The organism is Paraglaciecola arctica, from assembly GCF_018861065.1.
Lineage (GTDB): Bacteria > Pseudomonadota > Gammaproteobacteria > Enterobacterales > Alteromonadaceae > Paraglaciecola > Paraglaciecola arctica_B.
Genome location: NZ_JAHKQO010000033.1, coordinates 24,204 through 30,203 on the forward strand (window position 1 = coordinate 24,204; position 6,000 = coordinate 30,203).

General features: G+C 40.3%; 4 protein-coding genes. All 4 read right to left on the reverse strand.

What is annotated here, in order from left to right; translation table 11 throughout:
* Positions 1-3: 3 nt before the first annotated feature.
* The 4 genes from KO534_RS12835 to KO534_RS12850 all read right to left on the reverse strand — a co-directional run bounded on the left by KO534_RS12835 (position 4) and on the right by KO534_RS12850 (position 5,782).
* On the reverse strand, positions 4-1,941 hold the full coding sequence (locus tag KO534_RS12835; RefSeq protein ID WP_215930066.1) for a hypothetical protein: 1,938 nt from the start codon (positions 1,939-1,941) through the stop codon (positions 4-6).
* 272 nt (positions 1,942-2,213) lie between these two features.
* On the reverse strand, positions 2,214-4,208 hold the full coding sequence (locus KO534_RS12840) for a YjbH domain-containing protein (RefSeq protein WP_252732133.1): 1,995 nt from the start codon (positions 4,206-4,208) through the stop codon (positions 2,214-2,216).
* A gap of 128 nt (positions 4,209-4,336) precedes the next feature.
* Positions 4,337-5,080 carry a capsule biosynthesis GfcC family protein gene (locus tag KO534_RS12845; protein ID WP_252732131.1) on the reverse strand — a complete coding sequence of 248 codons (744 nt, stop codon included), beginning with the start codon at positions 5,078-5,080 and terminating at the stop codon, positions 4,337-4,339.
* 15 nt (positions 5,081-5,095) lie between these two features.
* A complete protein-coding gene (locus tag KO534_RS12850; protein ID WP_215930068.1) occupies positions 5,096-5,782 on the reverse strand; it encodes a YjbF family lipoprotein in 687 nt (228 codons plus the stop codon).
* Positions 5,783-6,000: the final 218 nt, after the last annotated feature.

The following is a 6,000-nucleotide window of genomic DNA, read 5'->3' on the forward strand; positions in this document are numbered from 1 at the left end:
CCGTTATTTTTCAGGAGGCGGCGCCAGCATTAGCCTGATAAGAAAACAAGCCGTGTGTTGTACTGAGTCAACACGCATCCATTGGCGAGTATATTTAAATCTAAATGCGCCAAGTGCTTTTTCTGGGTGAATATACATATACGAAGATTGCTTTGAGTTGTATGTGTATAAGAGAGACTTAGCAACGGTTTCAATATTGGAAAAGAGGTATTGCGACAATTCTTTATTTCCCAATCTTTTGGCAAGATAGTAAGCAGCGATTAGGCCTTCAGCACGTGCACCATCAACATAGGCATGATCGCCATAATTGTAATAAAATGCGCCAGGGTAATCATAATAGGGGCTGCTTTCTTTTTTATACATATGGCTTATCATTTGTTTGGCATCGTTGAATACAAAATCAATATATGGCTTTTTCATAAAGTCTGGATCCATACTCCATTCCTCGATGGCTTGCATTAACCAGCCATCAGACGGTAATGGCTTAAAAAACTCAGGATATTTCTTGGGTCTAATAGAGACTAACCAATCCATTGCTTTCATAGAAGATTGTTTGATAGTGGATTTTTCTGCTGCACTGATAGGCATTTCGCGGGCATATAAAGCTAAGCCCATTAAAGCTTCGCCGGGGTAATAGAAAGAAAATAACTGTTTCTTGGTTTCATTTGAGGGATTGTCTAAGGGGTTGCCGCCGTTAAACTGGGGATGAATATAATAACCAATAAACTCACCATTCTCGTCGATTCTAGACAGTAAGTGGCGCACCATGCCAGCCATTATTTCATTGTAAGAGTCGTCGCCTGTTAGCATGTAGTAGCGCATAAATGCGACTAGACCTACGCCTGTTCCTCCCAGTTTGGATTTATTGTTGTAGAAGAGGTAGTAAGCATTTTCGCCATCTATTTCTCGTTGTTTTAAATTTTTGAGAAGAAAGTTTAGGGATTGTTTACCCGCAGTAAGGTATTTTTTATCTTTTGAAAGTTCATACATTCTCAATAGTGTTATGGTTCCGCCACTGTGACGTAAGCTATTGTAATAAAGGTTATCTTTCGAACGATTGGGATGGTCGTGATCAACAATAGTGTCCTCAATACCGTCGTAGTAATATAAGAACTTTCCTTCGCTATCCATGTTATCGATTAACCAATCTACAGATTGTTTAGTACTGTTAAAAAAGTTTTCTTTAGAGCTATCTACAGGTACGGGATAGCCACGGAATAACGGCGTGATTGCGTTGCCTTCACTTATAAAAGCAACGCTTTTGGTTAAAAAGAATTCATAAGGCGCATGTTTCAACATATTAATACGCTCAGAAATCTTATTGGTTATTTTACCAATTGGGGTTTTCTTGGCTATTGCATTAAACACCTGCCTAGCAGACATATGGCTGTATACCGCAGAGTCAGTCGGCATAAAGTGAATTGAGGAGCCATTTTGCGGTTTAATGCGTAACCCGGTAATGCCTGGTTCAAATCGGTTTGAAGAGAATGCGGTGAAAGTGATGTCATTAAAATCTACTGGTAACTCTTCGGTTATTATTTCTAATAAAATTCTGGTTTTAGTGTCGTTTTTAATATCAAACTCGGAAAAGCGGTTGCGTTGTCTGAGTTTTTTAATAATACGATTAATCGTTAGTTCTAAACTCCCACGCTTACTTAAGTAACGCAGTGGTTGATTTCCTGTCTGAAAAAGCGTGACGCCCACTATGGCATAGCTTGGGTCGAATGGGATGTTGACTGGCTCAATAATGGATAGCGGTTCTCCGGTAATTAAACCATGACGCAATTTCGTAAAAAGGTTTTTTTCAGGGGAAAAGTCTTTTTCTAACCAGACTGAAAATGCAGCATCTTGTGGGATCGTTGTATTAGTGTTAGCACAAAGTAATCCAGAATAAACAACCAAGAGCAAAATGGTAAATGAACGAAATAGGAAGATTTTCATAAAGGGAAGCTTGACTAGTTTCATAGTAATTAATGTAGGAGCCAGTTAGTTATTTGGACGCTATTTTAGCTTATATATGGTTTGTATGTCTGTGTGTTTTTTATGAATAATGCTGGTTAGGACTGAAAAATATATTGAATTGTCATATGTTTATGATGATGGATGAAGTGATGAATACTCCCCCATTAAAAGTAAAAAATATAAGCCCCAGTGGGGCTTATATTGATAAAAGAAATCTATTCCTTTGCGTCCTCTTAGTAGCATGATCAGCACTAGTCATAAAACGGCGAGCGTTCTTGTGTGGTGTCGTAAAGCGTAATGGGGCGCACTAGTGCTTGACCACCATCACGTCCGATTGGGATCCAAGGTAAACCACCTCGACCTTTAGCTGGCTTCAGTGAGAATAAATCGAATGGAATGGAAAGGTAAAAGCCTTTGGTAAAACTTCCTTCTCCATATTCCGCTGCGCTGACGTTAGTAAAAGCCGCATACGCGCCAATTATCATACCGCTGTCGAAACGTTTAGCGATGTCTACAGTCACACCTCTGTCTTTAGCCAAATACTGGCCCACCTTCAAGGTGAGTTGGGTGTCGGGTAAAAACGGCGGTTTCCAGTAGATATTGGCGTGTCCAGTTAATACCTTATAGTCAAAAAATTCAAAATCGCTTTCGTAAGAGCGCTGCTGTACGTAGTTGATATCGAATCCAAACGACAGGTTAGTATCTACCGGGCGATATAGTAGTTCACCACCTACACCACCGAACATAGCCTCTAGATATCCGCCATAAACTTGCGCATATAGATTAGGTGCAATTCGATCATTCCAATGCAAATACAAATTTTCCAAGGTTACTGCGCGGTTAGAAACGTATTCTCGAACTGAGGTACGTACTCTTGGCAAAGTGCTATTTGCCGAGTCGGTTTTGAAGTTGAATTTATCGAAATTTTCAAACAAGTTGGCTTTAATGGTACCCGACACGCTAGCTTTACCATTATAACTATAGCCACCTTTTACTAGCACACCGCCCTGATATAAGTAGAAATCTTCTGGGTTGCCGAAAGTCTGGATCCAGAATGTTTCTAAACGACTAAAAAAGCCCGAAGTTTTGGTGGGATTATAATTGTCAACACTTGTTTGACTGAGATCTTGGCGATGGTAGCTGCTGGCTAAGTCGGGCTCTAAGGTTTGGTACTTGGCTTGTACCTTAAAAGCGTCGGCATCAATGACAGTTTCGACTAAAGGAATAGAACCTACCGTATTCACCATATTATAGGTTTTAACAGACTCAGGTAGTTTAGAGGCCAATATACGTCCCACACGCTCCGTTGCTTCATTTAGATTGCGGTAGCGCAGTTGTTGCCCGTAAATCGTCACTCTTTCATCGTTAAAATTGTAGCTGCTTGTGGCAAAACCACCTTGGTTATACAGCTCTTTCATTAATCTGCTGTGGTTTACTTTTTTCATTGAGAAATCGTTAGTTTTCTCTTGTAAAGGGCGGGGTGGTTTATCTATTTTAATTTGGCTAATAGTATGTAAATTAAAGTTATAGTTAACACCAAAGCCTATGGTGTTGCCTCTTTGGAAGTTGAGGCTAAAATCAAAATCATTCCAGCTATAGGCTGCACCAAAGTTCCAACGGCTGTCTTGTTTTAAGGCGCCAGCACGGTCATTTAGGTAATTATTGCCTTCGTATTCTAGCTTTAATCGTAACGGAGCCCATGGTGTTTGATATTCTATCCCACCAAATATGGCTGCAGAGCCTTTAAAAAATCGTTGATAATCGATTTTCCCCCCCTGGCCTGTAAAACCTCTTGGCCTATCGCAATAACTGTCTTTTAACTCGCAAAATGGATTCGACGTATTGCCCGATGTACCTAAATATCCCCAGCCCATATTCAAATGAAAGTCGAAATTGCCTAGTTGTTTACTTAGGCCGATAAACTCACTTTCGAAAAAGCCTGTACCACCAAAATCCCTAAAACCTACTGACAGCTCAGGTAGATAATAGCTTTCCTCTAAAAGCCTAAATTTAGCATCTATGCCTTTGTCTTTTAAGGTTTGATCACCACTGAAACCAGGAAACTGACTGTATAAGCGGTTGCGCACATCGGTATAACGCACTGTTGATTGAAACCATGGGAATAATTGTAAAGTAGCCGAGAAATAGCGGTATTCGTCATTGTCGGTATAACTTACCCGTAAATCCCCTTCTGCTAACATACGTGATGTGGGTGTTTGGATCAGGCCTGTACCACCGTGTACCATTAACGAACTGCCATTTGGTACGGTATTCCATGCTTCACTAGATTCTTGACCTTGAACCAACGCACAAAAAGTACATGTGGCAACAAGCAATAAATTGGATTTCACTCTTTGGTAATATTCTCTATTTCTCATTGTGTCACCCTATTTAAGGCTAAGGTCACTATTTGTTGATTGATAGAGGTGAACTCTGGATGAAACAGTGAATGTTTGAAAGGTACAAAGAGTTGGCTTCCTGGCATGACTTCTTGATGAGTTTTATTCCAATAAGCAACGGGGGCCTTTATTTCACGGCCATCGGCTTGAATGATTATTACTGTGTCTTTATCAGCCAATTTTGAAAGATGTTGATTAGTCAAATATTCGCTAGCATCAGCATGATCTAAATGGGGGAGGTTGCTCGTTTTATTAACGGCGCCAAATAGCTGCACGGTTTTTGATCGTGGTGCCACCGCTAGCAAATAGTTACCTTCGGGTAATTGTGGATTTGCCGCGGCCACTATGCGGGCTAAATCGTAATCTATTTTAATGGGTAACCTGCGGGCTAAACGCCAGCTTTTAATTGTCGCTTGTAATTGTTGTAACGACAGTGCAATCTCAGAATCGTCTTCTTGGTGATCTTTTTCTAAGCTAGCAAGTTGTTGAAGTACCAATTTGCGTTTCTCTTCAAGGTGGGTGGTGTCTAACTGATACAAAACAGCCGCTGGCCAATACAGGTTTTGTTTGTTTGCAAGGGGGGGTAATATCTCTATCAACCGAGGTGTGTGGTCATAATGATATTGTTGTTGCTGCATTGTCACTGTAACCGACGCCATCACTAGATTAAACGCCACACTGCATATTAATAATAAGCACATCAAAATTAATTTATTCATTGTTGTATCCGATGACTACTGTTGCAGGCGAGCAATTTGACTGAGAAATGTTATTTCTAGGGCTTCTGACATAGGAGAAATTTTTTGTATACTTTTAACCAAAGTTCCACTTTTGGTATACCAGTATTGATTTTCCCAGCTTCTGTGTAATCGTATGTAGTTAGCGGGTGCTTTATAATTGACGGTTTCTATATACATCAGTGTTTCTATATCTAGGTCTAACACCTGCACGGTTGACTGTTGTGCTTGGCTAAATGTTGACTCTATTGGGTAGCCGTATTCATCACCTGTTCGGTCTGCTATGCGTGACCATATTGGAATTTTCGCTTCATTATTGAGGCTAAGTGGTAAGGTTTTAAGTGGATCAATATCGGTGTTGGATAAATACAATAGGTTTTCGTCTAGGCCTAAGGTACGTGTTATACGGCCGTTTTCCATAATTAACATGGCATTGTCACTGGATATCCACTTATATTGGTTCTCTTCAATAGCGACTAAGCCCATGAGTGCGCGAGGTCGTTCACCGCGTTTAACATAAATAAGATCGAACACTGAGTCTTGTACCTCAACAAGTGTCTTTTTTGCATCAACTTGTTCTTTAAAAGCCAACTTTATTGTTTGGTAATAAGACAGGTAAGTACCGCTGCAGCTACTGGTAAAAATAAATATCAGCGAGCATAGTAGAAAGGTTTTCAGGTTCATGTTGGACTAACTATTCAAGTAAATAAGCATTAAAAAAATTGCAATAAAAAGCCGCCTTACTGGCGGCTTTCTTAAACACATCTTACTTACATAGAAGTAGAAGTCACTGTAACTGTGGTTACAGGTGCAGGCGTTGTTGCCGTAACGGTAACTGGCACAGGCACGTCAGTGTCTGTATCGGTATCAGTGTCTGTATCGGTATCAGTGTCTGTATCAGT

Coding starts and splice junctions, on each gene's coding strand:
- KO534_RS12840 (WP_252732133.1), bottom strand. CDS start 4,208: ATGGTACACGGTGGTACAGGCCTGATCCAAACACCCACATCACGTATG.
- KO534_RS12850 (WP_215930068.1), bottom strand. CDS start 5,782: ATGAACCTGAAAACCTTTCTACTATGCTCGCTGATATTTATTTTTACC.
- KO534_RS12845 (WP_252732131.1), bottom strand. CDS start 5,080: ATGAATAAATTAATTTTGATGTGCTTATTATTAATATGCAGTGTGGCG.
- KO534_RS12835 (WP_215930066.1), bottom strand. CDS start 1,941: ATGAAAATCTTCCTATTTCGTTCATTTACCATTTTGCTCTTGGTTGTT.